The 21,888-nt window shown below is 70.9% G+C and carries 23 protein-coding genes; 11 read left to right on the forward strand and 12 right to left on the reverse strand.

Translation table 11 applies throughout. From position 1 onward, the window contains the following. Nucleotides 1–17: 17 nt before the first annotated feature. On the reverse strand, nucleotides 18–827 hold the full coding sequence (locus tag EFJ44_RS04635; protein WP_125255986.1) for a hypothetical protein: 810 nt from the start codon (nucleotides 825–827) through the stop codon (nucleotides 18–20). Between the two features lie 152 nt (nucleotides 828–979). Between EFJ44_RS04635 and EFJ44_RS04640 the strand changes: the two genes are divergently transcribed. Then, nucleotides 980–1,321, forward strand: a complete 342-nt coding sequence (locus EFJ44_RS04640; protein ID WP_125255987.1) for a hypothetical protein — start codon at nucleotides 980–982, stop codon at nucleotides 1,319–1,321. Nucleotides 1,322–1,344: 23 nt separating this feature from the next. On the opposite strand, the gene EFJ44_RS04645 is transcribed toward EFJ44_RS04640, so the two are convergent. The 6 genes from EFJ44_RS04645 to purC form a co-directional block, all read right to left on the reverse strand. After that, nucleotides 1,345–1,992 (reverse strand): hypothetical protein, encoded by a 648-nt coding sequence (locus EFJ44_RS04645; protein ID WP_125255988.1) that lies wholly within the window; start codon nucleotides 1,990–1,992, stop codon nucleotides 1,345–1,347. A 5-nt stretch (nucleotides 1,993–1,997) separates the two neighbouring features. Then, on the reverse strand, nucleotides 1,998–2,699 hold the full coding sequence (locus EFJ44_RS04650; protein ID WP_125255989.1) for a hypothetical protein: 702 nt from the start codon (nucleotides 2,697–2,699) through the stop codon (nucleotides 1,998–2,000). Nucleotides 2,700–2,796: 97 nt separating this feature from the next. After that, on the reverse strand, nucleotides 2,797–3,459 hold the full coding sequence (gene purQ / locus EFJ44_RS04655; protein ID WP_125255990.1) for a phosphoribosylformylglycinamidine synthase subunit PurQ: 663 nt from the start codon (nucleotides 3,457–3,459) through the stop codon (nucleotides 2,797–2,799). A gap of 33 nt (nucleotides 3,460–3,492) precedes the next feature. Further along, entirely contained in the window at nucleotides 3,493–3,960 is a 468-nt protein-coding gene (locus EFJ44_RS04660; protein WP_125255991.1) for a YbhB/YbcL family Raf kinase inhibitor-like protein, read from the reverse strand. 37 nt (nucleotides 3,961–3,997) lie between these two features. Continuing rightward, entirely contained in the window at nucleotides 3,998–4,228 is a 231-nt protein-coding gene (gene purS / locus EFJ44_RS04665) for a phosphoribosylformylglycinamidine synthase subunit PurS (protein ID WP_125255992.1), read from the reverse strand. Further along, complete coding sequence (gene purC / locus EFJ44_RS04670; RefSeq protein ID WP_125255993.1) at nucleotides 4,228–4,986, reverse strand: phosphoribosylaminoimidazolesuccinocarboxamide synthase; 759 nt, start codon at nucleotides 4,984–4,986, stop codon at nucleotides 4,228–4,230. Before purC ends, purS begins: the two co-directional genes overlap by 1 nt. A gap of 252 nt (nucleotides 4,987–5,238) precedes the next feature. Between purC and EFJ44_RS04675 the strand changes: the two genes are divergently transcribed. Beyond that, complete coding sequence (locus tag EFJ44_RS04675) at nucleotides 5,239–5,562, forward strand: DUF1476 domain-containing protein (protein WP_206426861.1); 324 nt, start codon at nucleotides 5,239–5,241, stop codon at nucleotides 5,560–5,562. 125 nt (nucleotides 5,563–5,687) lie between these two features. Here EFJ44_RS04675 and EFJ44_RS04680 read toward each other — a convergent pair whose 3' ends face one another. Together EFJ44_RS04680 and purB are read right to left on the reverse strand one after the other, a co-directional pair. Further along, nucleotides 5,688–6,284, reverse strand: coding sequence for a fasciclin domain-containing protein (locus tag EFJ44_RS04680; protein ID WP_125255995.1), 597 nt, complete (start codon nucleotides 6,282–6,284; stop codon nucleotides 5,688–5,690). A gap of 97 nt (nucleotides 6,285–6,381) precedes the next feature. Continuing rightward, nucleotides 6,382–7,683: an adenylosuccinate lyase gene (gene purB / locus EFJ44_RS04685; RefSeq protein ID WP_125255996.1), complete on the reverse strand. Its 1,302-nt coding sequence runs from the start codon at nucleotides 7,681–7,683 to the stop codon at nucleotides 6,382–6,384. Nucleotides 7,684–7,820: 137 nt separating this feature from the next. Here purB and EFJ44_RS04690 point away from each other — a divergent pair, with 137 nt between their 5' ends. Beyond that, nucleotides 7,821–8,486, forward strand: coding sequence for a glutathione S-transferase (locus EFJ44_RS04690; protein WP_125255997.1), 666 nt, complete (start codon nucleotides 7,821–7,823; stop codon nucleotides 8,484–8,486). Between the two features lie 207 nt (nucleotides 8,487–8,693). Here the strand turns inward: EFJ44_RS04690 and EFJ44_RS04695 are convergent, their stop codons facing one another. Continuing rightward, complete coding sequence (locus tag EFJ44_RS04695; protein WP_125255998.1) at nucleotides 8,694–10,313, reverse strand: lytic transglycosylase domain-containing protein; 1,620 nt, start codon at nucleotides 10,311–10,313, stop codon at nucleotides 8,694–8,696. A gap of 130 nt (nucleotides 10,314–10,443) precedes the next feature. Continuing rightward, nucleotides 10,444–11,247 carry a uracil-DNA glycosylase gene (locus EFJ44_RS04700; RefSeq protein ID WP_125255999.1) on the reverse strand — a complete coding sequence of 268 codons (804 nt, stop codon included), beginning with the start codon at nucleotides 11,245–11,247 and terminating at the stop codon, nucleotides 10,444–10,446. A 186-nt stretch (nucleotides 11,248–11,433) separates the two neighbouring features. Here EFJ44_RS04700 and EFJ44_RS04705 point away from each other — a divergent pair, with 186 nt between their 5' ends. The 8 genes from EFJ44_RS04705 (at nucleotide 11,434) to EFJ44_RS04740 (ending at nucleotide 20,967) form a co-directional block, all read left to right on the forward strand. After that, the gene (locus EFJ44_RS04705; RefSeq protein ID WP_241209684.1) at nucleotides 11,434–13,086 is read left to right on the forward strand and encodes an electron transfer flavoprotein-ubiquinone oxidoreductase; all 1,653 of its coding nucleotides are present in this window, start codon (nucleotides 11,434–11,436) and stop codon (nucleotides 13,084–13,086) included. 55 nt (nucleotides 13,087–13,141) lie between these two features. Then, entirely contained in the window at nucleotides 13,142–14,950 is a 1,809-nt protein-coding gene (locus EFJ44_RS04710; protein ID WP_125256001.1) for a tetratricopeptide repeat protein, read from the forward strand. A 4-nt stretch (nucleotides 14,951–14,954) separates the two neighbouring features. Next, nucleotides 14,955–15,854, forward strand: coding sequence for a 4-(cytidine 5'-diphospho)-2-C-methyl-D-erythritol kinase (locus EFJ44_RS04715; RefSeq protein ID WP_125256002.1), 900 nt, complete (start codon nucleotides 14,955–14,957; stop codon nucleotides 15,852–15,854). A 193-nt stretch (nucleotides 15,855–16,047) separates the two neighbouring features. After that, nucleotides 16,048–16,998 carry a fasciclin domain-containing protein gene (locus tag EFJ44_RS04720; protein WP_125256003.1) on the forward strand — a complete coding sequence of 317 codons (951 nt, stop codon included), beginning with the start codon at nucleotides 16,048–16,050 and terminating at the stop codon, nucleotides 16,996–16,998. Nucleotides 16,999–17,077: 79 nt separating this feature from the next. After that, on the forward strand, nucleotides 17,078–17,989 hold the full coding sequence (locus tag EFJ44_RS04725; protein ID WP_420897375.1) for a glycine--tRNA ligase subunit alpha: 912 nt from the start codon (nucleotides 17,078–17,080) through the stop codon (nucleotides 17,987–17,989). Further along, the gene (locus tag EFJ44_RS04730) at nucleotides 17,986–18,399 is read left to right on the forward strand and encodes a hypothetical protein (RefSeq protein WP_125256005.1); all 414 of its coding nucleotides are present in this window, start codon (nucleotides 17,986–17,988) and stop codon (nucleotides 18,397–18,399) included. Before EFJ44_RS04725 ends, EFJ44_RS04730 begins: the two co-directional genes overlap by 4 nt. Next, nucleotides 18,399–20,519 (forward strand): glycine--tRNA ligase subunit beta, encoded by a 2,121-nt coding sequence (gene glyS, locus EFJ44_RS04735; RefSeq protein WP_125256006.1) that lies wholly within the window; start codon nucleotides 18,399–18,401, stop codon nucleotides 20,517–20,519. The genes EFJ44_RS04730 and glyS overlap by 1 nt, the downstream gene beginning before the upstream one ends. 67 nt (nucleotides 20,520–20,586) lie before the next feature. Further along, a complete protein-coding gene (locus tag EFJ44_RS04740; protein WP_125256007.1) occupies nucleotides 20,587–20,967 on the forward strand; it encodes a DUF559 domain-containing protein in 381 nt (126 codons plus the stop codon). A 31-nt stretch (nucleotides 20,968–20,998) separates the two neighbouring features. Here EFJ44_RS04740 and EFJ44_RS04745 read toward each other — a convergent pair whose 3' ends face one another. Then, nucleotides 20,999–21,751, reverse strand: a complete 753-nt coding sequence (locus EFJ44_RS04745) for an SIMPL domain-containing protein (protein ID WP_125256008.1) — start codon at nucleotides 21,749–21,751, stop codon at nucleotides 20,999–21,001. Nucleotides 21,752–21,888: the final 137 nt, after the last annotated feature.

The raw sequence follows: 21,888 nt of genomic DNA on the forward strand, positions 1-21,888 counted from the left end.
CCGCGTCGCCCCGCCTGTCAGCCGTGCGACGCGTCCGTGCGCTCCACGCCGCGCCTGAGCCCCATCGCGAGGATCACCGCGCCCACCAGGACCACGCCGGCGGCGCCCAGCGCGCCGAAGGCGAGCAGCGGGTTCCGCTCCTGCTCGGCCGCGAACACGGCGACCAGACCCCAGGAGATGGGCAGCGGATAGGCGAGGGTCCGCGTCCGTTCCGTCACCCACAGGCCCAGCAGCGTCACCGCCCCGACCGCCAGAAGGGACCAGATCACCGGGTCGACGCCGGCCGGGAGGCCGCCGTTGCCCGTCACGACCGTCAGCAGATTCACCGGCGAGGCCACCGTCAGCCATCCCGCCAGCGCCGCCAGCGGCCAGACCACGGTCGTCCTGTCCCGATCCAACCGGCCCAGCCCGCGGATCAGGGCCGCGTTGCCCAGCAACGGGACCAGGAGCACGATCAGAGAGCCGAAGATCAACAGGATCGTCGCCAGTTCCGCGTCCAGCGCCGCGGCCACGGTCCACCACCCGATGCCCAGCAGGGCCGCCACCGACGGCCACCCCATGCGCCGGATCGGCTCGCTCTCGCCCGTCTGCGGCAGCACCTGCCGGATCGCGTAGACCAGCAGACCGAGAAAGATCAGGCCCCAGATCGAGAAGGCGTAGCTGGCGACCCGCAGGTTCTCGTCGGAATCCTGCGAGAACTCCGCCGGACTCTGGCCCCAGCCGACCGCGTTGATCCCGTAGTTGACGATGATGGCGAACAGGGTCGCCGCCAGCACGACCAGGCGGCGCGTCTTCTGGGCGGCGGTGGGTCGGACGATCGAGGACATCTACGGCTCCGCTTGAGGCTCGCACAGATACGCGCGGGACCGTACGCGGGTTCAGATTTGTTTGCGGTGACGCTGGAACGGGGGCGATTCGCCGCGGTTCTCGCCTCGACGCCCGCACCTCCCCGAGGGCGCTTTCAGGAGAGAGACGAGAGATGGCCCAGGAAAACCAGACCCCGCAATCCCGGCCCCAGCCCGAGCGCGACGGCATGCTGGCCGCCCAGACCGACGCCGGGACGCTGAACAGCCAGTATGACGACGACGAAACCGCCGGTCTCGACGAGACGGTCGAAGCCAACCGCGGCCGCGAGCAGGGCCTTGGCATGGGCGCCCGCGAGCTGAACGCCCAGGCCGATCCGGGCGTCGACATGGCCGCCGACGAGGACGAGGTCACCGACCTCGACGACGAGGACGAGGAAGACGACGTCGAGGCGCTGGACGGCGACGTGGCCGTTCAGGGCGACGACGAAGACGAGGAAGACGGCGCCGGCGTCTGATCCGGCGACGGACCCGGGCCGCCTCAGCGGTCCGGGTCTTCCTCGGTGTCGGTGTCGTTGATCGTCACCCGGACCTCGCCGTCATAGGCGAACACCCGCGTGGCGTGGCGCTCCTGGCCAGTGGTCCAGTTGCTGGCGCCGTAGCCGGTGTAGATCACCGTCGTGTTGGTCCCGACGTTGATCGCGCTCTCCGTTCGGCCGACCCGGGACGGATCCGCGGACACCACGACGAAGGCGTCTCCCGGCCTCGGCCGAAACTGGACCGAATAGACCGGGCCGCGGCTGAACCAGTCCGAATCGACGAAGCCGCGGGTCTCGCGGCCCTCCGCGTCCAGCACGCGCACGCGCGGCGAAAAGATGCGGTCGTAGCCCAGCAGGCCTCCGACGATCAGCGTCTTGTCGTCCAGGTCGGTCGGCAGGGCGTAAACGACGTACGGCCCGGCGCCGCCTTCTTGGGAGAGGCACGGCGAGCCGTATCCGAGAGGCGTGGAGACGACGTGGACCGCCGTCTCCTTCTTCGGCGTCAGGCTGACCGTCCGGCCGAGATCGGGCGACGCGTCGCAGTCGGCCCGGTCCCACGCCAGCAGGGGCGGGGGCGGCGGCTCGACCGTGGTGGCGCATCCGGCGAGGCCCAGGGCGGGGACCAACCCCGCCAGCAGCAGTGCGCGCATGGCCGTCACCGCAGCAGCTGGGCCGAGGTCTCGGCCACCCGCTGAAGGGCGTCCTCGATGCCGGCCGCCAGACGCGCCTTGTCCGCCAGCAGGGCGCTGCGGTTGTTGAAGAAGAACTCGGGGTTCGGCGGAATGGTGATCACGCCTTCGACCACGTTCAGGGGATTGTAGACGATCTGGTTCTCCATCAGCAGGGAACCGTCCGCCGCGCCGACAAGCTTCACCTTGGCCCAGACGTAGGGGCGGAACGGCTGTCCCGCGCCGGGGGACATGTAGCCGTACTCGATCACCGCCACGTCCAGATAGGCGTCCACGCCCTCGGGCGCGCCTGAGTGCGCCGGCAGCCAGTCGCGCTTGGCGCGCGCGCCGCTGGGCAGTAGGGCGACCTCATAGCCCTCCTGACCGATCTCCCGCATCAGCAGGGTCTCCAGCTCCCCTTCGGCGTCGAAGGACACCTCGCGCAGCGCGTCGTTCACCGCATCCTGACGCTCGGCCTGGATGCCGGCGTCCACCAGGGCCCCGATCAGGCCGAAGTTCGATCCGACCGAGGCGACTTCGTAGGCGATCGCCTTTTCAGGCATCGCGTCGTCCATGATCACCATGCGGTCGACCTGCGACGCGGCGCGGTCGTACGGCGTCGCGACGTAAGGATCGGCGCACGCGCTCAGGCACAAGGCCCCCATGAGGCCCAGCAGCTTCAATTTCATCGATGTACTCCCCCCAGACGGTGCGACGAGGGGAACAGCGTGGGCGGCAGTCTGTCAATCACGGGTTTCGCGCCGGCGAACATTCGCCCCCAACGCGTCAGGCGGCGTTCAGCACGCTCTGGAACAGCACCGCCCCGTCGGCGGAGCCGAGTTCCGCCTCGAAGGCGCGGTCGGGGTGGGGCATCATGCCCAGCACGTTGCCGCGCGCGTTCTGGATGCCCGCGATGTCGGCCACCGAGCCGTTCGGGTTGTCGACGTAGCGGAACACGACCTGGCCCTCGCCCTCGAGGCGCGCCAGCGTCTGGGCGTCGGCGAAATAGTTTCCGTCGCCGTTGCCCTGCGTCATCACCACCTCGCGCCGGCCCTGATAGCCGCTGGTGAAGCGCGTCTGGCCGTTGGCGACCTGCAGGGTGATGGGCTTGCAGACGTACTTCAGCCCGGCGTTCCGGAGCAGGGCCCCGGGCAGCATCCCGGCCTCGCACAGGATCTGGAAGCCGTTGCAGATGCCCACCACGGCCACGCCGTCGTCGGCGGCCGTCTTCACCGCCTGCATGATCGGCGACTGCGCCGCCATGGCCCCGCAACGCAAATAGTCGCCGTAGGAAAAACCGCCCGGAAGAACGATCAGGTCCAGGCCCTTCGGCAGCTCGGTCTCCCCGTGCCACACCATCTCGACCCGCTCGCCCGTTGAGCGCTCCACGGCGACCTTGCAGTCGCGATCGCAGTTGGACCCGGGAAAGACGATGACGGCGGCGCTCATGGCGCGGGCGTGTAGCAGACCGCCGCGAGTCTGTCAGTCGCCCTTGTTCTCATAGGTCGCCGTGATCGACGCCTTGGCCAGGGTGTGGAAGTGCAGGTTGAATCCGTACTTGGCGCCGGAGTCCTCCGGCGTGACCGGCAATTCGTCCACGTCCACCGCGAACGCCGTGAAGACGTAGCGGTGCGGCCCATGACCCGGAGGCGGCGCGGCGCCGCCGAATCCGGGCTCGCCGTAGTCGGTGCGGCCCTCGACCGCGCCCTTCGGAACGGGGCCGCCCGTTGGGATCTCGCTCACGTCCGCCGGGATGTTCGCCACCGTCCAGTGCCAGAAGCCCGAGCCCGTCGGCGCGTCGGGATCGAAGCAGGTGATCGCGAACGACTTCGTCCCCTCCGGCGCGCCGGACCAGGCCAGATGCGGGCTGGTGTTCCCTTTCGCCTGCACCTGGGCGTCCGGCAGCACGCCGCCGTCGGTCAGGTCGTTGGAGGTCAGGGTGAAGGTCATGGCGCGCTCCGGTTCCTGGATCAGGAGGGAACGTGCCTCAGCCGACCTCGATCCGGTAGCCCTCGATCACCGTGTTCGCCAGCAGCGTCTCGCACATGCGTTTGACCTCGGCCTCGTCCGGCTCGGCCATGTCGAACTCGATCAGCTTGCCGACGCGGGCGTTGGACACGCCGGTCCACCCCAGACCGTTCAGGGCGCCTTCGACGGCCTTGCCCTGCACGTCCAGCACGCCGGGCTTCAGAAAGACGTGCACGCTAACCTTCGCCATCAGTGCAGTCCCCCCTGAATCACCGTCGGCATGCCCTTCATGATGCCCAGGCGGCGGGCCACCTCGGTGTAGCTCTCGATCACGTCGCCCAGATCACGACGGAAGCGGTCCTTGTCCAGCTTGTTGCCGGTGGCCGTGTCCCACAGGCGGCAGCTGTCCGGGCTGATCTCGTCGGCCAGGATGATGCGGCTGTAGTCGTTTTCCCAGATGCGGCCGAACTCGATCTTGAAGTCCACCAGGGTGATGCCGACGCCGGCGAACAGACCCGACAGATAGTCGTTCACCCGCACGGTCATGGCCAGGATGTCGTCCAGCTCCTGGGTCGAGGCCCAGTTGAAGGCGGTGATGTGCTCCTCGGTGACCATGGGGTCGTTGAGCTCGTCCTTCTTGTAGTAGAATTCGATGATCGAGCGGGGCAGGGGCGTGCCCTCCTCGATGCCCAGCCGCTGGCTCATCGATCCGGCCACCACGTTGCGGCAGACCACCTCCAGCGGGATGATCTCGCATTCGCGGATCAGCTGCTCGCGCAGGTTCAGGCGCTTGATGAAGTGATTGGTGACGCCGATCCCGTTCAGCTTGCTCATGATGAACTCGCTGATCTGGTTGTTGATGACGCCCTTGCCCTCCAGCGTCGCCTTCTTCTGGGCGTTGAAGGCGGTGGCGTCGTCCTTGAAGTACTGGATGATCGTGCCCGGCTCAGGTCCTTCGTAGAGGATCTTGGCCTTGCCTTCGTACAGCTTCTTGCGTTTCACGTTCATGTCGGTCCCGATCGGACTGGTCGGCCCGGAAACGCGGATCGCGCGCCGTCGGCGGAAGGGCTGACGGGGGCGCAGGCGGATTCGGACGTCGGGGGGAGGTATAGGTCGCCGCCCCCCTTAAACGAAGCGTCCCTGCGACACAATTCCGCGCTTTGCGGGGGACCCGTCGACTTTGGTTGCGTTGGAACGGGGAGGGGCTATAGACGCCCCATCGCGCGGCCGCGGCGGCGCTTCAGGAGCTTGCGTACGGGAATGACCACCTTCGACGATCGGGAAAAGGGCTTCGAGACCAAGTTCGCCCTCGATCAGGAGCAGGAGTTCAAGGCCATGGCCCGGCGCAACAAGCTGCTGGGGCTGTGGGCGGCCGAGAAGATGGGCCTGTCCCCGGAAAGCGCCGAGGACTACGCCAGGGCCGTGGTCCGCGCCGACTTCGAACAGCCCGGCGACGAGGACGTGTTCCGCAAGCTGGACCAGGACTTCCGCGGCTCGGGCATCAGCGTGTCGGAGGGCGAAATCCGGTCCAAGATGGACGAGCTGGCCTCCATCGCCCGCGATGAGATCCGCGCCGGAAGCTGATCCTCGCCACGACGAATCGAAAAGGCCGCGGTCGGCGTGACCGCGGCCTTTTCCTTTGGCGCGAGAGAGCGTCGCGCCGGGCCCGGGACCGCCTCCTCCTCAGGAGCGGCCCCGGACGAACGCCGTCAGTTCGGCATCACCACAGTGTCGATGGCGTGGATCACGCCGTTGGTGGCGGCCACGTCCGTGGTCACGACCCGCGACGTGTTGCCGGCCGCGTCGGTCAGGGTGACCGAGCCGTCGGCGCCGGCGCGCGCGGTCAGCGTTCCGCCCTGAACGGTGGTCAGGGCAGCGGAGCCGCCGCCCTGCTGGATCTGTTGGGTCAGCGCCGCGGCGTCCACCCGGCCCGGCACCACGTGATAGGTCAGGATCCTGGTCAGGTCTGCCTTGCCGGCCGGGGCCATCAGGGCGTCGCGCGTGGCGGCCGGCACCTTTTCGAAGGCGGCGTTGGTCGGCGCGAAGACGGTGTACGGACCGGGGCCCGACAGCGTCTCGGCCAGGCCGGCGGCGGTCACGGCGGCGACCAGGGTCGAGAAGTCGCCGTTGCCCTGGGCCACGGCCACGATGTTGCCGGTGGCGGCCGGCGCCTCGGCGGTCATGGCGCCGTCCGCCGGCGCGGCCGCGTCCGTGGCCGGGGCGGTTTCTTCGGTGGACGGCGAGCAGGCGGCCGCCAGCAGGGCGGCGGCGGAAACGGCGGCGAGGCCGGCGAAACGCATGGTCATTCTGAATCTCCTGAGCGGCCGCGTTGATCGCGGCGTGCCGGAGATACTGCCGAGCCGCCGAAAGGATGCGGCGGCGCGACATGAGACCGCAGGGTGGTCAACCCTCGCCGAACACCCGCCGGAACACCGTGTCCACGTGCTTGGTGTGGTAGCCGAGGTCGAACAGGGCCTCGAGCTCTGCATGCGGCAGGGTGACGCGCGCATCCGCCTTGAGGAAGTCGAGGAACGCCCCCTCGCCGCGCCAGACCTTCATGGCGTTCTCTTGCACCGCGGCATAGGCGTCCTCGCGACTGACGCCCGCCTGGGTCAGGGCCAGCATGACCCGTTGCGAGAAGACGAGGCCGCCCAGACGGTCCAGGTTCTTGCGCATGTTCTCCGGATAGACGTTCAGCCGCTCGATCACGCCCGCCAGCCGGTGCAGGGCGAAGTCCAGGTGGATGCTGGCGTCCGGCCCGATGCCGCGCTCGACCGACGAGTGGCTGATGTCCCGCTCGTGCCACAGGGTGACGTTCTCCATCGCCGGCACCACGGCCGAGCGCACCAGCCGGGCCAGGCCGGTCAGGTTTTCCGTCAGGATCGGGTTGCGCTTGTGCGGCATGGCCGAGCTGCCCTTCTGACCCTTGTCGAAGAACTCCTCCGCCTCCAGCACCTCGGTGCGCTGCAGGTGGCGGATCTCGGTGGCCAGCCGTTCGATCGAGCTGGCGACGACGCCCAGCGCGGCGAACCAGGCCGCATGCCGGTCGCGCGGGATGACCTGGGTCGACGCCGGTTCGACCTGCAGGCCCATCTTCTGCGCCACGTATTCCTCCACCGCCGGATCGACGTTGGCGAAGGTGCCGACCGCGCCCGAGATGGCGCAGGTCGCGATCTCCTCCCGCGCCGCGACCAGGCGTCGCCGCGCGCGCTGGAACTCGGCGTGGTAGCCGGCCAGCTTCAGGCCGAAGGTCACCGGCTCGGCATGGATGCCGTGGCTGCGGCCGACGCAGACCGTGTCCTTGTGTTCTTTCGCGCGCGCCTCCAGCGCCGCCAGCACGCGGTCGACGCCGCCCAGCAGCAGGTCGGTCGACCGCGCCAGCTGGACCGCGAAGCAGGTGTCCAGCACGTCCGACGACGTCATGCCCTGGTGCAGGAAGCGCGCCTCCTCGCCGACGGTCTCGGACACGTGCGTCAGAAAGGCGATGACGTCGTGCTTGGTCGTGCGCTCGATCTCGTCGATGCGGTCGGCGTCCCAGACGACGTCCTTGCCCTTGGCCCAGATCGCCTCGGCCGCCTCGACGGGGATCACGCCCAGCTCGGCCATCTTGGCGGCGGCGTGGGCCTCGATCTCGAACCAGATCGAATACTTGGTCTCCTGCGACCAGATGGCGACGGCTTCGGGGCGGGAATAGCGGCTGATCATGGGCGCGGGGTGTCGGAGCCGCAGCCCCCTGAGTCAAGCGCCGCTTGTGGATCGGCCCCGCAATCTCGGGCGTCGGCGGCTGGTCGCGCGCGGCGGTGGAAGCTATGCCGAACCCTCAATCTTCAGGAGGCGGCCCCGTGGAACTCATTCTCGGCAATCTGGAGTTCTCGACCTGGTCGCTGCGTCCGTGGCTGGTGCTGAAGCGCTGCGGCGCCGACTTCACCGTCACCGAGATCCCGCTCTACGGCGGCGACTGGAAGGAACGGCTGGCCGACATCTCGCCCTCCGGCAAGGTGCCGCTCCTCAAGGTCGACGGCGAGACGATCTGGGACTCCCTGTCGATCTGCGTCTGGGCCGCCGAGCGCTTCCCCGAGGCCGGGCTCTGGCCCTCGGACCCTCACGCCCGCTGGCTGGCCCGGTCCGTCACCTGCGAGATGCATTCCGGCTTCATGGCCCTCCGCACCGACTGCTCCATGGGCCCGGACGCCGACGGCGTCATCCACACCATGGTCGGCCCGGATCGCGCGCCGCCGCCGAAGGGCGAAGCGGTCGCCGCCGACGTGCGCCGTCTTGTCGAGATCTTCCGCACCATGCGCGTCCGCTTCGGCGCCGGCGGACCCTGGCTGTTCGGCGAGTGGTCGATCGCCGACGCCTTCTTCACCCCGGTTGCCGCCCGCATCCGCCATTATCAGATCGACCTGCAGGCGCACGGCGACGACGGGGCGGCCCGCGCGTACTGCGAAGCGCTTCTGGACCAGCCCGACTTTCTCGAGTGGGTCCGCCTCGCAACGGCTTCACGTTAACTGCTTCGTCGAACGCCGTTTTAAGGGAACGGCCCGCATCATGCCGCATTCAGGTCGCGAGCTCGTTCGCGTCCGAACCCTGGAGCCGACCATGCGCCCGCCGCTCGATCCCCGCAGCGCCTCACCCGCGGCTTCCGCCGGGATGAGCGTGTTCGTGGCGATCCTGGTCGCCTGCTGCCTTTCGGCGATCCTGCTGACCAGCCTGATCTAGAACCGCAGCGTCGGCTGCGTCGGCGGCGCGGTCTCCTCCGGCCGTCCCTCGACGGGCGGCGCGATCGGTTCCGGCACGAAGTCCAGCGACAGCGGAACGCCGTCCGCGCCCGCGGCCACCGCGTCCAGGGTGTTCAGCGGCCGTCCCTGGATGCGCTGATAGATCCAGTAGGCCGCCACCACCTTCTCGACGTAGTCGCGCGCCTGCGGCACGTCGATCGTCTCGATCAGCAGCAGGGGGTCGGCGTCGGGCCCCAACCTGCGGATCGCGCCCAGCATCGGCCCCGGCCCGGCGTTGTAACTGGGCACGACGCGCAGCAGATCGCCCTCGAACGCCGTCAGCCCCAGCATGCGCAGGATGTAGCCCTGGCCCAGCCGCAGGTTCACCGGCGCGTCCCACAGGCGGCGCGGGTCGGTGACGAAGCCGCGGTCGCCGGTCATCTCCGCCGCCGTGGTCGGCATCACCTGCATCATGCCGTAGGCGCCGGCGCTGGAGACCGCCCGCGGATTGAAGCCGGTCTCCTTGCGCGCGACGGCGTAGACCAGCGACCGCTCGATGGTGAAGCCGCCCTCCGGCTGCACGTCGGGGATGGGATAGCGCGCGGCGTCGATGCGCTCGGCCTCGCTGTTGCGCGGCGTCAGCTGGGGGGCCAGCACCCGGCCCAGTCCCCGCCACATCAGGGCGTCGTCGGGGTTCCGCGCGTCGCGCCAGCCGCGGGCGTACTCGACCCGCGCGTCCGTGGTGCGCCCGACCTCGATCAGGGCCACGGTCCGCCGCGCCTGCGCGTCGCGCTCCACGAACCGCTGCAGGGCCTCGACGCTCAACCCTTCGGGCAGACCTTCGAATTCCGGCGCGGCGACGCGGTCGGCGGCGTAGGGCCGCGGGCCGCCGCCCAGGTTCTCGATCACCGGCTCGACGCCCAGCCGGCGCAGGGCGATCTGGCCGTAGAAGGTCGCCGGCCAGCGCGCCGACAGCCGCAGCATCGGCTGGACCATGTGCGGCCGGCCGGCCCGTTCCGCCGCCCGCGAGGCCCAGAAGGCGGCGCCGGCCCGGACCCAGGCGTCCTCGACGGGATTCTCGGCCACCCGCTCGAAAGCCAGGTAGGATTCCTCGTACCGGCCCAGCCGCCAGGCCGAGAGGCCCGCCGTCCACCAGTCGCCGATGGCCACGCCCGTGTCGTAGGCGCCCGTCAGGTCGTCGGCGTTGAAGGCGACGCGGGCCGCCTTGCCGGCGTCCGATCCGGCCTCGGATTCCACGCCGCGCGGCCGTCGCGGCTCCGGCGCGCCGTCGGGCCGCCGCCGCATGGCCAGCGCATAGGCGCGCGGCGCCTCCGGAAGGTCGGCGTAGTCCTCCAGCCAGGCGGTCAGTTCCTCGAAGGTCGCCACGTGATCGGCGTGAAACAGCCGCTCGAACTCGATGGTGCCCAGCAGGATGCGGTCGCCCGCCGTCCGCGCCTGGTCGCGCGCCGCGTCCAGTTCGCCGCGTCGCAGGGAGTCGAAGGCGGTGGTGTAGCTCAGCCGGTCCGACGGGCTCAGCGCGCTGATCTGCGCCGCCGCGGGCAGGGCGGGCGCAAGGGCGGCGGCCACGATCAGGCCTGCGGCGAGTCGTCGGATCATGGCGGCCCTCCCCGAGCGGTCACCGGGCGTCCCGAAACGAACGGACCCCCTCACTTCGGCCGCCCTCGCGGCAAGCCGGGCGCCAGCCCGGCGCCCGTCCGAAATTCCGGCCCAATGGGGCGGTTTTGAGTCACTGCGCCGCGTCGAATCGCGCGGCGACGTCCAGCAGGTCGGCCCAAACCTCCCGCTTGGCCTGCGGCTGGCGCAGCAGGAAGGCGGGGTGAAGCGTGGGCATGACCGGCGCCGACACGTCGCCCTCCGCCAGCCGCCACTCGCCCCAGACGCCCCGCGCGCGGGTGATGCCCTCGTCGGTCTTCAGCACCTGCCGCGCCGCCGCCGCGCCCAGGGTCAGCACCGCCTTCGGCCGCATCAACTCGAACGTCCGCTCGAGGAAAGGCGCGCAGACCGCCTGTTCCTCGGCCGTCGGAGTGCGGTTTCCCGGCGGGCGCCAGTAGACGGTGTTGGTGATGAAGGCGCGATCGGTCAGGCCGGCGGCGGCCAGCATCCGGTCCAGCAACTGCCCCGCCTTGCCCACGAACGGCTGACCCTTCAGGTCCTCCTCCGCCCCGGGACCCTCGCCGACGACCAGCAGGCCGCCGGCCGGGTCGCCCCGTCCGAACACCGCCTGACGCGCGCCCATGGTCGACAGCGGGCAGCCCTGAAACGCCGCGATCGCCGCCTGCAGCTGCTCCAGATCCAGCGCCGCGGCCGCCGCCCTTCGAGCCTCGGCCATGGCGTCGGCGATCCCGCCGGTCGCGGCGACGCGCAGGGGCGACGCCGTCGCCGCTCCGCCGGACTTCGCCGCCGCCGCCGCCGGGCTGATCGGCCTCAGCCGGTCGACGGGCGCGTCCTCGAAGCACGCGTCCACCCCCGCCTCTGCCCAGAAGGCCATCAGCGCTTCGACGGCGCGCGAGTCGGCGGCGGGTGCGATCATTCCGCTCAGGACTAATCCTTGACCGTCCCTGCGTCACCTCCCGATAAGGGTCGAAACTCCGTAAACACGAGGACGCGGCCCATGACCGATCAAGAGCGCGAAGGCGGGGCGAAGACGGCCTGGCAGGACGCGGTGATCGACAGGCTGCCCGCGCTTGAAGCGCTGACCGGCGTCGAGCGCGAGGTCATGGAATACGACGTCGTCGTCGTCGGCGCCGGCCCGGCCGGCCTGTCCGCCGCCATCCGCCTGAAGCAGAGGGCCGCCGCCGCCGGCAAGGAGATCAGCGTCGCGGTGCTGGAGAAGTCGGCCGAGATCGGCGGTCACATCCTGTCCGGCGCGGTCATCGATCCGAAGGCGCTGACCGAACTGTTCCCGGATTGGAAGGATCGCGGCGCGCCGCTGGAGACGCCGGTCACGAAGGACCGCTTCCTGCTTCTCGGGCCGGCCGGCCAGGCCGAGATCCCGATGCCGCTGCTGCCGCCGATCATGCACAACGACGGCTGCTGGATCGCCTCCCTCGCCAACCTGACCCGCTGGCTGGGCGAGCAGGCCGAGGCGCTGGGCGTGGAAGTCTATCCCGGCATGGCCGCCAGCCACGTGGTCTGGGAAGAGGAGACCGGCCGCGTGAAGGGGGTCGTCGCCGGCATCTTCGGCGTCGACCGCGAGGGCAGGCCGACCGACGACTTCCAGCCCGGGATCGAACTGCACGGCAAATACGTCTTCATCGCCGAGGGCGTCCGCGGCTCGCTGGCCAAGACCATCATGGCCAAGCATCACCTCTGCGACGCCTCCGAGCCTCAGAAGTTCGGCATCGGTCTGAAGGAGCTGTGGCAGGTCCCGGCGGAGAAGCACCGTCCCGGCCTGGTCCAGCACACCACCGGCTGGCCGCTGGACGAGAACACCGGCGGCGGCTCCTTCCTCTACCATTTCGGCGACCGATACGTGGCCATCGGCTACGTCGTGCACCTGAACTACAGGAACCCCTGGCTGTCGCCGTTCGACGAGTTCCAGCGCTTCAAGCATCACCCGGCCATCGCCGAACATCTGGAGGGCGGCACGCGCGTCTCCTACGGCGCGCGCGCGATCACCGAGGGCGGCTTCCAGTCCGTGCCGAAGCTGGCCTTCCCGGGCGGCGCGCTGATCGGCTGCTCGGCCGGCTTCGTGAACGTGCCGCGCATCAAGGGCAGCCACAACGCCATGAAGACCGGCATGATGGCCGCCGACGCGGCCTGGGACGCCGTCATGGCCGGCCGCTCCGGCGACGTGCTCGACGCCTATCAGGCCGCCTACGAGACCAGCTGGGTCGCGAAGGAGCTCAAGCTCGTCCGCAACGCCAAGCCCTATCTGTCGAAGTTCGGCACCACCCTGGGCGGCGCCTTCGGCGTCATGGAGATGTGGCTGGGGTCGCTGACCGGCCTGACCGTTCCCTGGACCATGAAGCACGGCAAGACCGACGCCGCCTCGACCGGTCTGGCGAAGGATCACAAGCCGATCGCCTACCCGAAGCCGGACGGAAAGCTGTCGTTCGACAAGCTGTCGTCGGTCTTCATCTCCAACACCAATCACGCCGAGGACCAGCCCGCGCATCTTAAGCTGCTGGACCCGTCGATCCCGATCCGGGTCAACCTGCCGAAGTACGGCGAGCCCGCGCGTCTCTACTGCCCGGCGGGCGTCTACGAGGTCGTCTACGGCGACGAGGCGGCGAAGAGCGATCCGCGCTTCGTGATCAACGCCCAGAACTGCGTCCACTGCAAAACCTGCGACATCAAGGATCCGTCCCAGAACATCGTCTGGACCACGCCGGAGGGCGGCGGCGGGCCGAACTATCCGAACATGTGACCCCGATCCGGTGCGCGGCCTTGCGAATGCCGCGGAAAGCCGGTTCCTTCCGGCCATGACCGCGCGCCTGCTCCTCGCCTTCGCCTCAACGCTCGCCCTGGCCGCCCCGGCGTGGGCGCAGGAGCCGCCCGCCCCGGGACCCGGAGCGCCGGACATCCGACGGCCCGTGCCTGACGCAGCCCCCGACGGTCGGACGCCGGTCCCGCTGCAGGACGTCGAGCCCACGCCTCCGCCGCGCAGTCCCGAGATCTGGGAACCCGCGCCGATCGACGATCAGGGGCGCTCGGCCTACGGCCTGTTCCTGGCGGGCCGCCTGGCCGCCGCGCGCGGAGACGCCGGATCGGGCGCCGTCTACATGCGTCAGGCCCTGATGCTGACGCCGGAACAGCCCGTCGTGCGGGATCAGGCCTTCGCCACCAATCTGCTGGGCGGCGACCTGGCCTTCGCCGGCCGCGTGACGCCGGAAGGGGAGGGGGTTCCTGCCCTGGTCACCGAGGCCGGGCGGCTGGTCACCGTGGTTCAGGCCCTTGATCGCGGCGACGCCCGGGGCGCTCTCGCCCTCGTCGACGCCCGTCCGATCGCCCGACCGCACGCGCGCGCCGGACGTCTCCTGACCCCCTGGCTGGCCGCGTCCGCCGGGGACTGGGAGCGGGCCCTCGCGCCCGTGGCCTCGCTGGGGCCAGATTCCACCACCCTGTTCCTCCGCGCCGACCGCGCCCGCATGCTGGAGATGCGCCGCCGTCACGACGAGGCGGCGTCGGAATGGGGCGTGGTGATGGGGACGTCGCTGGGCCGGCGACTCTTCGCTCTCGACTACGGCGCCTTCCTCGAGCGGCGCGGCCGGCGTGCGGAAGCCGTGGCCTTCTACGACGGAGAGATCGCCGGCGGTCAGGCGGACGAGCGCCTGATCTCCGCCCGCGCCCGCGCCGCCTCGCGCGGTCGCCCGCCCGCCGTGGGCGACCTGCGACAGGGCGCGGCGGGCGCCCTGACCACCGCCGCCCTGCAGTCCAGCGCCGAGGGCCAGTTCGAGTTCGCCGCCGTCTACCTGCGTCTGGCCCAGGACGTGTCGCCCTCGGACCTGACCCTGCTCAACCTCGGCGACGCGCTGATGCAGGCGGGCCTCGAAGGTCCCGGCCGGGACGCGCTCGCCGGCATCTCGGCCGCCGACCCGTCCCTCTACGCCTCGGCCCAGCTGGCCGTCGGCGAAAGCCTCGTCCGCGAGGGCGAACACGAGGCCGCCCTGGTCCCCCTGACCCGCGCCGTGACGGCCGCGCCCTCGGCGCCGGCGGCCGCGCTCGCGCTGGCCGAGCGTCTCAACCACCTCGACCGTCACGCCGAGGCTCTGGAGGTTCTCGCCGGTCCCGCCTTCGGCCAGGGGGCAGCGTCGCCCGCCGCCTTGCGGGCCCGCGCCGTCGCCCTGCGCGCCCTCGGCCGCGACGCGGAGGCCGTGACGGCGCTGGAGGGCGTGCTCGCCGCCGCCCCGGACGACGCCGCGGCCCTCGGCCTGCTCGGCGGCATCTGGATCGATCAGGGCCGGGTGGAGGAGGGCGCCGCCCTCATCGCCCGCGCCGCCGAGGCGGACCCCGGGGACGTCGCCGTTCAGGGCGCCCTGGGCTGGTCGCAGTACCGTCGGGGCCTGTTCGAGGACGCCGTGTTGACGCTGGAGGCGGCGGTCGACGCCCGTCCGGGAGATGCGGTCGTCAACGATCATCTGGGCGACGCCTACTGGCGCGTCGGCCGCCGGCGCGAGGCGCGGTTCCAGTGGTCGCGCGCGCTCGTGCTGGATCCCGGCGCCGAGCTGGAGGCCGACCTGCGCCAGAAGCTGGAGGTCGGCCTGCCCGACGCGGCGCCGTCCGGAACCTGAGCCCGTGCGCCTGCGCGCCTTCGCTCCGGCCAAGATCAACCTGTTCCTCCACGTCGCCCCGCCGCGGGTGGACGGCAAGCATCCTCTGGCCGGTCTGACCGTCTTCGCCGACGCTGGCGATCTGCTGACGCTGGACACGGAGGGACCGCCCGGTCTGCGCGTGGAAGGGCCGATGGCGGACGGCGTGCCCACGGGGGGCGACAATCTCGTGGTGCGGGCGCTCGACGCCTTTGCGGCCGCGACGGGCGAAAACGCGACCCGGCCGTCGATCGTGCTCGAGAAGCGCCTGCCCGCGGCCGCCGGGATCGGCGGCGGGACGTCGGACGCGGGGGCGGCCCTGCGACTGGCCCGCGCGGCGATGGCTCCGGGCTTGCCGGACGCCGCCCTCATGGAAATTGCGGCGGGTCTCGGCGCCGACGGCCCGATGTGCCTTTTCCCGACGGCGACCTGGACCGAAGGACTGGGCGAGATCCTCACCCCCGAACCCCGCTTGCCGCCGCTGCACGCCGTGCTGGTCAATCCGCGCGTTCCCGTGCCGACCGGTGCGGTCTTCGCGGCCTACGACGCCGGCCCGGTGCGCGAGGCCGACAGGCCCGCGCCGCCGGACGACTGGTCGGTCGACGGCGTGCTGGCCTGGCTCGCCGGTCAGCGCAACGACCTGCAGGCGCCGGCGGAGGCGCTGCATCCCGTCGTCGGCGAGGTTCTCCGCCTCGTCCAGTCGCGTTCGGAGGTGGCCCTGACCCGGATGAGCGGGTCCGGCGCGACGGCGTTCGGCCTCTGCCGGACTGCGAAGGAGGCGGCGCGAGCCGCGGGCGGGCTCCTCCGGGACCGGCCCGATTGGTGGGTGGCAGCGGTCAGGCTTGACCAGGTCGACGGCGATCCGCGCCCGATTTCGGCGGGTTGACGTTCGAACAACGGCCATTCTGCCGCGATCACGCCCAGATCACGGCAAGCTCAAGGTCATGTCATGCCGACGATTACTGGCCCGGAACTGAACCGGAAATGAACGCATTGCTCGACCAAGCTTCCTGGACTGGGGGCTGATCCCAAGTGTTCCTCCCCTGAACCTTGGCTGTTCACTCTGGAAGGAGAACGACATGCTGAAGACCCGTCTCATGACGGCCGCCGCCGCCGTCGCCCTGTTCGCCGCGCCCGCCGCCTTCGCGCAGGAGGCGCCCGTGCCGCAGCCGACGACCCCGCCGGCCCAGGACCCGGCGCAGACGCCGCCGACCCTGCCGCCGACCACCCCGGCCGACGGCACGACGACGGCCCCGGCGCCGAGCGAGGCGCCGACCGCCGCCGTCACCGCGCCGGCCGGGCAGCCGAACTCCGTCGTCGCCGTGCTGCGCGCGGACGGGCGGTTCACCACCCTGCTGTCGGCGCTGGACGCCGCGGGCCTGACCGCCGTGCTGGAAGCCCAGCCCGCCGTCTCGATCTTCGCCCCGACGGACGAGGCCTTCGCGGCCCTGCCGGAAGCCGAGCGCACCCGTCTGATGGACCCCGCGAACCGTGAGGAGCTGCGGTCGCTGCTGCTCTACCATGTGATCGCGGCCGACGTTCAGTCCAGCCAGATCACCGGCGCCCGCGGCGGCGTCCCGACCGCGGGCGGCGCCCAGGTCCAGCTGGACGGCACCGGTGAGGCGATCAGGATCGACTCCGCCACGGTGGTGACGGCCGACATCGACGCCTCCAACGGCGCGGTCTTCGCCATCGACAAGGTGCTGACGCCCTCGGCCAGCCAGGCCGCCATGGGCGACGAGGAAGAGGTCGCTCCGGCCGGTCCGCCGGCTCCGGCCGCCGCGGGACAGTCGACCGAGCCCGCCGTCCCGGCCGAGCCGGCCTCGGACCGTCCCGTCGGCGTGACCACCACGACTGAGCCGGTCACCCCGGCCGCCGATGCGGCGGATGAGGCGACGGCTCCGGACCAGCCGGTGGCGGAGGGCCAGGAGCCGGCCGCGACGACCGCCGAGCCGGCCACCGACGACACCGCCACCCCGCCCGCCGGCGAGGAGGATATGGACGAGGAGCCGACCGACCCTCAGGCGTAAGACCGCCTCCGGCCCTTCGTCCTCGGGCCATCGGTTGAGTTGGGAAGCGGCGGGCCCTATCAGGGTCCGCCGTTTCCGCATGCCCGCTCCCCGAGGTTCCGTGGCCGCCGACAGACCCCTCTCGTTCCAGGACCTGATCCTGACGCTTCAGCGCTACTGGGGCGCGCAGGGCTGCGCCCTGCTGCAGCCCTACGACGTCGAGGTCGGCGCCGGCACCCTCCACCCCGCCACGGTCCTGCGCGCGCTCGGCCCGCGTCCGTGGAAGGCCGCCTACGTCCAGCCCAGCCGCCGCCCCGGCGACGGCCGCTACGGCGAAAACCCCAACCGGCTCCAGCACTATTACCAATTCCAGGTCATCCTGAAGCCCAACCCGGACAACCTGCAGCAGCTGTATCTCGGCTCGCTGGAGGCCATCGGCATCGACCCGAAGCTGCACGACGTGCGCTTCGTCGAGGACGACTGGGAAAACCCCACCGTCGGCGCCTGGGGGCTGGGGTGGGAGGTCTGGTGCGACGGCATGGAGGTGACCCAGTTCACCTACTTCCAGGGCGTCGGCGGCATCGAGGTGGACGTCGTCTCCGGCGAGCTGACCTATGGGCTGGAGCGGCTGGCCATGTACGTGCAGGGCGTGGATGACGTCTACGACCTGCGGTTCAACGACGAGGGCCTGACCTACGGCGAGGTCTTCCTCGAGAACGAGCGCCAGCAGTCGGAAGCCAATTTCCACGGCTATGACGTCGACGGGCTGAAGCGGCGCTTCGAGGACATGGTGGCCGAGGTCGGCCGCCTGCTGGAAATGCGCGGCCCGCAGGATCAGAAGCTGGTCCTGCCCGCCTACGACCAGGTGCTGAAGGCCAGCCACCTGTTCAACCTGATGGACGCCCGCGGCGCCATCGCCGTCGCCGAACGCCAGAGCTACATCGGCCGCATCCGCGACCTCTGCAAAGCCTGCGCGACGGAATGGGTCGAACAGGAAAGGGCGCGGGCGTGAGCGACGACCGCGTCGTCTCCCTGACGTCCCGCCGCGCGGACCCGAAGCCGCCCTTGGGCGCCTGTCTGGTGTTCGCCAATGATCGTCTGCGGATGCCGATGGAAATGGGTGCGCCCTGCCCGGTCTGGACCGTGTCGCCGTTCGTGGAGGCCGTTCCCACCGGACGCGACCAGCCGGTCCCGGTCTACGCGCGTTTCGGCATGATCGAGTACTCGCCGCACGGCACCAGTGGTGAGGTGTTCGAGACTGAGCATGGCATCACGGCCGACCTCTATTTCGAACGCGAGATCTTCGCCCTCCTGCAGGGCGCGGCTCTCTCGGCGGCCCCGCTGACGCTGTTCATCACCTTCTCCGCGACGGACGGTGCGCCTCCCACCCTGATGCTCTCCGTTGAGCGCCGGACCGACTGATGCCCCAGCTGCTTCTCGAACTGTTCTCCGAAGAGATCCCGGCCCGCATGCAGGCGGGCGCCGCGCGCGATCTGGAGCGGATGGCGACCGAGCGGCTGAAGGCCGCCGGGCTGGGCTTCGACGCCCTGACCACCTTCGCCGGCCCGCGCCGCCTGACGCTGGTCGTCGACGGCCTGCCCGCCGCCACGCCCGACCGCGAGGAAGAGCTGAAGGGGCCGAAGGCGTCGGCGCCCGAGCAGGCGCTGGAGGGCTTCCTGCGCAAGACCGGCCTGACCCGCGACCAGCTGGTCGAGCGCGACGGCGTGCTGTTCGCCGTCATCAGCCAGAAGGGCCGGGCGACCGCCGACCTGGTCCCCGCCATGGTCGACGAGATCGTGCGCGGCTTCCCCTGGCCCAAGTCGATGCGCTGGGGCACGGGCGCCCTGCGCTGGGTGCGCCCGTTGAAGCGGATCGTCTGCCTGTTCGACGGGGTGGTCGTGCCCTTCGACGTGGACGGCATCGCGTCGGGCGACGTGACCGAGGGGCACCGCTTCCTCGGCAGCGGCCAGCCGTTCGCGGTCCGGGACTTCGCCGATTATCGCCGGAAGCTGGAGCGCGAGCACGTCCTGCTGGACGTCGCCGACCGCAAGCTGCGCATCCTCGAGGGCGCCAAGGCCGCCTGCGCCGACCGCGGCCTGACGCTGGTCGACGACGACGGCCTGCTGGACGAGGTCGCCGGCCTCGCCGAATGGCCCACGCCGATCCTGGGCGACATGGACCCCGCCTTCCTCGACCTGCCGCCCGAGGTGGTGCGTCTGTCGATGAAGGTCCACCAGAAGTACTTCGCCGTGCGCGACCCCGCGCGCGACGGCTTGGCCCCGCACTTCGTCGTCGTCGCCAACGTCGAGGCCACCGACGGCGGCAAGGCGCTGGCCGCCGGCAACGGCCGCGTCCTGTCCGCCCGCCTGAACGACGCCCGCTTCTTTTGGGACGAGGACCGCAAGACCGGCTTCGACGCCTGGCTGAAGAAGCTGGAAGGGGTCACCTTCCACGCCAGGCTCGGCACGATGGCCCAGCGCGTCGACCGCATCGCCGCCCTGGCCCGCGAGATCGCCCCGCTGGTCGGCGCCGATCCGGATCAGGCCGAACGCGCCGCCCGTCTCGCCAAGGCCGATCTGGCGTCGGGCATGGTCGGCGAGTTCCCGGAGCTGCAGGGGGTCATGGGCGGCTACTACGCCCGCGCCGAACACGGCGACGCCGTCGCCGACGCGATCCGCGACCACTACCGGCCGCAGGGCCCCTCCGACGCCGTCCCGACCGCGCCGCTGACGGTCGCCGTGGCCCTGGCCGACAAGCTGGATACGCTGGTCGGCTTCTTCGCCATCGACGAGAAGCCCACGGGGTCGAAGGACCCCTTCGCCCTGCGCCGCGCCGCGCTGGGCGTGATCCGGCTGGTGCTGGAGAATGGGGTTCGGATGCGCCTGCCGGGTCCGGCAGTCAGCACCTTCTGGATGTTGCCTGAGGCCACAATGCTTCCGCCTGGCACGATGCCTGCGGCAGCTATCGACTTCATTAGTCGGGGCGAGCAGTTCCAGCGGGAAGTGTACGGTCCGATTGAACGAGAAATGCAGGCCTTCTTCGCCGACCGCCTGAAGGTCCTCCTCCGCGACCAGGGCAAGCGCCACGACCTCGTCGACGCGGTCTTCGCGCTGGGCGACGACGACTTGGTCCGCATCGTGCGGCGGGTCGAGGCGCTGGACGCCTTTCTGGCGACCGACGACGGCGCCAATCTGCTGGCCGGGCACCGCCGCGCCTCCAACATCCTCAAGGCCGAGGCGAAGAAGGGCGACGTTCCCACGGGCATGGTCCAGACCGGCCTGCCGAACCAGCCGCCCGAGGAGACCGCGCTGGCCTTCGCCGCCGCCGCCGCCCAGACCGCCGTGGATCAGGCGCTGGAGGCCGAGGATTTCGCCGCCGCCATGCGGGCCCTGTCGGCGCTCCGCGCGCCCGTCGACGCCTTCTTCGAGGCCGTGCTGGTCAACTCCGACGTCCCCGCCGAACGTGACAACCGCCTGAAGCTGCTCGGCCAGATCCGCGCGGTGATGGGCCGCGTGGCGGATTTCGACCGGATCGCGGGCTAAGCTGTCCTTCTCCCCTCGGGGGAGAAGGTGGCGGCCGAAGGCCGTCGGATGAGGGGGCTTTCACCGGATGCGTCAGTCGCCGGACAAGACCCGCCGCGCGCGCCGCCTGCGCCGCGAGTTGACGCTGGCCGAAAGTCGGTTCTGGAGCATGGTCCGCGACCGCCGACTGGACGACCTGAAGTTCCGCCGCGAGACCCTGCTCGCCGGCCTGACGGTCGACTTCTACTGCGCCGAACTGAAGCTGGTCGTCGAGCTGGACGGCGGGGTTCACCGCCTTCGGGAAGCCGAGGACGCGGCTCGCGACGAGCGCCTGTGCTCCGCCGGCTTTCGCGTGCTCCGGTGCGGCAATGAGGCTTTTCTCAACAATCCGGCCGTCCTGACCGGAGAGATCAGACGGCTGGCGGTCCAGATGCGCCGCCAGCCCCCTCATCCGTCAGGCTCCGCCTGACACCTTCTCCCCCGAGGGGAGAAGGGCTCTTCTACCGCACCAGATCATACACCCCGGTCACGTCGATCCGCACGGTCAGCTCGCCCGGGGCCACCGAGGTCGAGGCGTCCTGGGCCATCTCGGCGCGGGCGTACATCGGCATCGGGCGCGGCGGCTGGGGCGCATAGCCGCCGCCTTCGGTCAGGTTGCGGATGCCGCCCAGCGGCACGCCCAGGGCCTGGGCGTACAGCGCCGCCTTCTGCTGCAGCGAACGCACGGCCAGCAGGCGGGCCTCGTTCTCGGCGGCGGTCGGGTCCTTCAGGCCGAAGCCGATGCCGTCGATCTGGTTGACGCCGGCGGCGACGACCGCGTCCACGACCTGACCCGTCCGGGCGAGATCCTCGACGCGCACGGTGACGCGGTTGGACGCCTGATAGCCGCGCAGGCGGGGCGGATTGTTCTCGACGTAGTCGTACTGGGCCGACAGGTTCAGGCCCGAGGTCTGGACCAGCCGCGGCTCGATGCCGGCGCGGCGCAGGGCGGCGGTCACCTCGGCCATGCGGGCGGCGTTCTGGGCCATGGCCTCCTGCGCCGTCGGGGCCTCGGTGACGACGCCGAAGTTGATCGTGGCCATGTCCGGCGCGACCTTCACCTCGCCGTAGGCGGCCAGCGTCAGGGCCGGGCGGTCGACCACGGCCTGCACCACTATGGGCGCGCCGCCGTCGGGCTGCGACTGGGCCATGGCGGCCGGGGCGAAGGTCAGGGCGGCAAGGGCGGCGCCCAGGGCCAGGGATTTGCGGGTCATGCGGAGAGCTCCGGAGAGAGGGTTTGGACCGGCCGCACCTTGGCCGTTCCGTCCTGAACCGGAGCGTCGGGAAACGGTGCAGGTTCCGTTCATCGAGGTGAAATCCGCGTGGGAATCGCGGCCGCTTGGCGACCGCC

This window comes from Brevundimonas fluminis (assembly GCF_003934285.1).
Taxonomy (GTDB): Bacteria; Pseudomonadota; Alphaproteobacteria; order Caulobacterales; family Caulobacteraceae; genus Brevundimonas; species Brevundimonas fluminis.

Excerpts from the sequence above, each read along its gene's own strand:
- EFJ44_RS04725 (WP_420897375.1), top strand. The coding sequence starts at position 17,078 with ATGCCCGCTCCCCGAGGTTCCGTGGCCGCCGACAGACCCCTCTCGTTC.
- EFJ44_RS04695 (WP_125255998.1), bottom strand. The coding sequence starts at position 10,313 with ATGATCCGACGACTCGCCGCAGGCCTGATCGTGGCCGCCGCCCTTGCG.
- purC (WP_125255993.1), bottom strand. The coding sequence starts at position 4,986 with ATGAACGTGAAACGCAAGAAGCTGTACGAAGGCAAGGCCAAGATCCTC.
- purQ (WP_125255990.1), bottom strand. The coding sequence starts at position 3,459 with ATGAGCGCCGCCGTCATCGTCTTTCCCGGGTCCAACTGCGATCGCGAC.
- purS (WP_125255992.1), bottom strand. The coding sequence starts at position 4,228 with ATGGCGAAGGTTAGCGTGCACGTCTTTCTGAAGCCCGGCGTGCTGGAC.
- purB (WP_125255996.1), bottom strand. The coding sequence starts at position 7,683 with ATGATCAGCCGCTATTCCCGCCCCGAAGCCGTCGCCATCTGGTCGCAG.
- EFJ44_RS04740 (WP_125256007.1), top strand. The coding sequence starts at position 20,587 with ATGCGTCAGTCGCCGGACAAGACCCGCCGCGCGCGCCGCCTGCGCCGC.
- EFJ44_RS04745 (WP_125256008.1), bottom strand. The coding sequence starts at position 21,751 with ATGACCCGCAAATCCCTGGCCCTGGGCGCCGCCCTTGCCGCCCTGACC.
- EFJ44_RS04680 (WP_125255995.1), bottom strand. The coding sequence starts at position 6,284 with ATGACCATGCGTTTCGCCGGCCTCGCCGCCGTTTCCGCCGCCGCCCTG.
- EFJ44_RS04700 (WP_125255999.1), bottom strand. The coding sequence starts at position 11,247 with ATGATCGCACCCGCCGCCGACTCGCGCGCCGTCGAAGCGCTGATGGCC.
- EFJ44_RS04650 (WP_125255989.1), bottom strand. The coding sequence starts at position 2,699 with ATGAAATTGAAGCTGCTGGGCCTCATGGGGGCCTTGTGCCTGAGCGCG.
- glyS (WP_125256006.1), top strand. The coding sequence starts at position 18,399 with ATGCCCCAGCTGCTTCTCGAACTGTTCTCCGAAGAGATCCCGGCCCGC.
- EFJ44_RS04705 (WP_241209684.1), top strand. The coding sequence starts at position 11,434 with ATGGAATACGACGTCGTCGTCGTCGGCGCCGGCCCGGCCGGCCTGTCC.
- EFJ44_RS04675 (WP_206426861.1), top strand. The coding sequence starts at position 5,239 with ATGACCACCTTCGACGATCGGGAAAAGGGCTTCGAGACCAAGTTCGCC.
- EFJ44_RS04720 (WP_125256003.1), top strand. The coding sequence starts at position 16,048 with ATGCTGAAGACCCGTCTCATGACGGCCGCCGCCGCCGTCGCCCTGTTC.
- EFJ44_RS04660 (WP_125255991.1), bottom strand. The coding sequence starts at position 3,960 with ATGACCTTCACCCTGACCTCCAACGACCTGACCGACGGCGGCGTGCTG.
- EFJ44_RS04645 (WP_125255988.1), bottom strand. The coding sequence starts at position 1,992 with ATGCGCGCACTGCTGCTGGCGGGGTTGGTCCCCGCCCTGGGCCTCGCC.
- EFJ44_RS04710 (WP_125256001.1), top strand. The coding sequence starts at position 13,142 with ATGACCGCGCGCCTGCTCCTCGCCTTCGCCTCAACGCTCGCCCTGGCC.
- EFJ44_RS04640 (WP_125255987.1), top strand. The coding sequence starts at position 980 with ATGGCCCAGGAAAACCAGACCCCGCAATCCCGGCCCCAGCCCGAGCGC.
- EFJ44_RS04635 (WP_125255986.1), bottom strand. The coding sequence starts at position 827 with ATGTCCTCGATCGTCCGACCCACCGCCGCCCAGAAGACGCGCCGCCTG.